This is a genomic window from Filomicrobium sp. (genome assembly GCF_025698805.1).
GTDB classification, from domain to species: domain Bacteria; phylum Pseudomonadota; class Alphaproteobacteria; order Rhizobiales; family Hyphomicrobiaceae; genus Filomicrobium; species Filomicrobium insigne.
This window is the reverse complement of the sequence record NZ_JAILWT010000036.1, coordinates 1-2,645: the sequence shown is the minus strand read 5'-3', so window position 1 is coordinate 2,645 and position 2,645 is coordinate 1. Positions and strand designations below refer to the sequence as shown.

Annotated in this window: 2 protein-coding genes; both read left to right on the top strand. The window is 62.6% G+C overall.

Going from position 1 to position 2,645, the window contains the following annotated elements; all coding sequences use genetic code 11:
- The coding region (locus K5845_RS21165) for a tail fiber domain-containing protein (protein WP_287959984.1) at positions 1–736 on the top strand (736 nt) is incomplete at its 5' end.
- 2 nt (positions 737–738) lie between these two features.
- Positions 739–2,645, top strand: a 1,907-nt coding sequence (locus K5845_RS21160; RefSeq protein ID WP_287959983.1) for a DUF7483 domain-containing protein, incomplete at its 3' end; no start/stop codon positions are given.

The window sequence follows — 2,645 nt, the reverse complement described above, 5'->3', positions numbered from 1 at the left end:
GAATTACCACATGGCGCAAAGCGGAGCCGGTGGTTACATCTCCATGATTTTCAACAAGTCGACGCGGGCTTATTACTCGCACGCAGGAATGACCGGATTTGATTGCTTGAACCAGTCTATTCAGCAGCTGTATGCCAGTGGCCAAGCGTTCAATTTCATTGGCAGCGCTAACGTAGTAAGCATGGTGGATGCCGACCGCATCACCAGCGGCACCCTTGCCATGGTGGCCAATACGTCGGGCAACTACGTCAGCCTGACCACCGGCGGCACCACGTGGGGCTACTTCGGCCAAAGCGCCAGCTACCTGCCCACCTTGCTGACCGTGGGCGGCAACGTCTCGGTCACCGGCGGCATCAGCGTCACCGGCAACGTGCGGGCCTACTCGTACCTCCACTTGTCGGATGAACGCCTGAAGGACACCATCACCACCATCCCCAACGCGGCCGATATCCTCACCAAGCTGCGCGGCACGCACTTCCGCTGGAAGTCCAGCAAGCAGTTCTCCTACGGCCTCATCGCGCAAGAGGTCGAGAAGGTGGTGCCCGATCTCGTCACCAACGGCGAGGGCCTGAAGGCGGTGGACTACGACCAGTTGGCACCCATCCTGCTGGAAGGCTGGAAGGTTCACCACAAGGCCATCAAGGCGCTTGAAGACGAAAACGCCCAACTGAAAGCGGCCATGGAAGGCCTCGAGCAACGCATCCGCAAGCTTGAGGCGGCCGGCGTGGCGAGGTAGCCATGCGCGGGGGGATGCTGGTTCTTCTGCTGGGAGCGCTGCTGCTGGCGGTGCCCGCCGCCAATGCGGCCGACGGCTACACGGTGGCCAACGGCGCCACCACCACCATCAACGAGCACGGCTACTGCCGCAAGGTGACCAACAACATCGTCAGCGGGTTGGGCATCTTCGTGCCCACCAAGTACAACTTTGAATGGTTCAACAACGCGGTGTCGTTCGTGTCGTCCACCCCGGCGGGGGTGTCGCTGGCATCATGCATTGATGCCGTGAGCCTGCGCTTCAACAGCGCCGACACCATCTATCTGGACCGCACGCCCTCCACCGGCGGCGACCGCCGCACATGGACCTTCAGCTTCTGGGTGAAACGCAGCTCGCTGGGCAGCAACCAGCACCTTTTCGATTCGCTGAGCTCGGCGTCCAACGTCACGTACCTGCGGTTTGCCGCCGATGACTCGCTGCTGCTTCACCAAGAGAACAGCACGGTGCGGAACAACTACACGGCGGCGGTCTTCCGCGACATGTCGGCGTGGTACCACATCGTCTTGATGATGGACTCCACGCAGGCCACCGACAGCGACCGCCTGAAACTCTGGGTCAACGGCGTGCTGCAGGAGTTCTCTTCACCCAGCTGGCCGTCGCTGAACGAGAACACGCTGATGAACCACACGGTGGAGCACCGCATCGGGCGCGGGATTGAAACCGGCAGCCTCCGCTTTGACGGCTACATGGCCAACATCCACTTTGTGGACGGCCTTAACTTGAGCGCCACCGATTTCGGCCAGTTTGACCCCACCACGCTGCAATGGGTGCCCAAGACCTACAGCGGGGCGTATGGCACCAACGGCTTCCACATCAACTTCCAGAACGCGGCCAACCTTGGCGCCGACAGCTCCGGCAACGGCAACAACTGGACGGTGAACGGTGTCACCACCACCGCCGGGCCCAACTACGACCCGATGCGCGACTACATGACCTCGTTCACCAGCGAAGGCTGGGGCAACACGGCGACGCTGAACCCGCTGCACAACGCGGGGACAACCCTCGGCACGGCCTCCGACGGGAACCTGTACTGGTCGGCCAACGGCGGAAGCGGCGAGGGTTATATCGCGGGTACGATGGCGGTGAAGAGCGGCAAATGGTACTTTGAGTACACGCGCGACAGCGGGAGCACGCACACGTCGGTGGGCGTGACCGATGTCGGGGCATCCCAGCAGAACAGTGCGGGCCTGAACCCCTACGATGCGGGAATTGGCGGCGCGTGGTACACAAACTCGTCGGGGGCAAGCGACGGGTATAACGCGAATGGGGTAGGTGGCACCTCATCCGGCATCAGCATCGGCGATGGCGACGTGCTGGCCTTTGCCTTTGATGCCTCGAACGGCAACTTCTGGCTGGGGCAGGCCTCCGGCGGCAGCGTGACGTGGGGCAACAGCGGAGATCCCGCAACCGATGCGAACCCGACTGGCACCATCACCACAGTACCGAACGCCTACATTCCGTACGTGGCCAACTGGTCGGCGAGCAGCGGCCGCAACACCCGCGCGATCATGAACTTCGGCCAACAGCCGTTTGTGGGCGCGGTGCCCGCGGGCTTTGCGGCGCTGCACACCCACAATCTGTCCACCCCGGCCATCGTGACACCCACCGCCTATTTCAAGACTCTCACCTACACCGGTACCGGCAGCACCCAGAGCATCACTGGGCTTGATTTCCAGCCGGATCTTGTCTGGATCAAGAGCCGCTCGGCGGCCACCGACCATGCCCTGTACGACAGCGCGCGCGGCGTCCAGCAAGACCTTGCCACCAACAACACCAGTTCCGAGTCCACGCAGGCGCAGGGGGTTACCGCCTTCAACAGCAACGGCTTTACGCTCGGCACCCTCGCCAAGGTGAACACCAACGGAGCCAC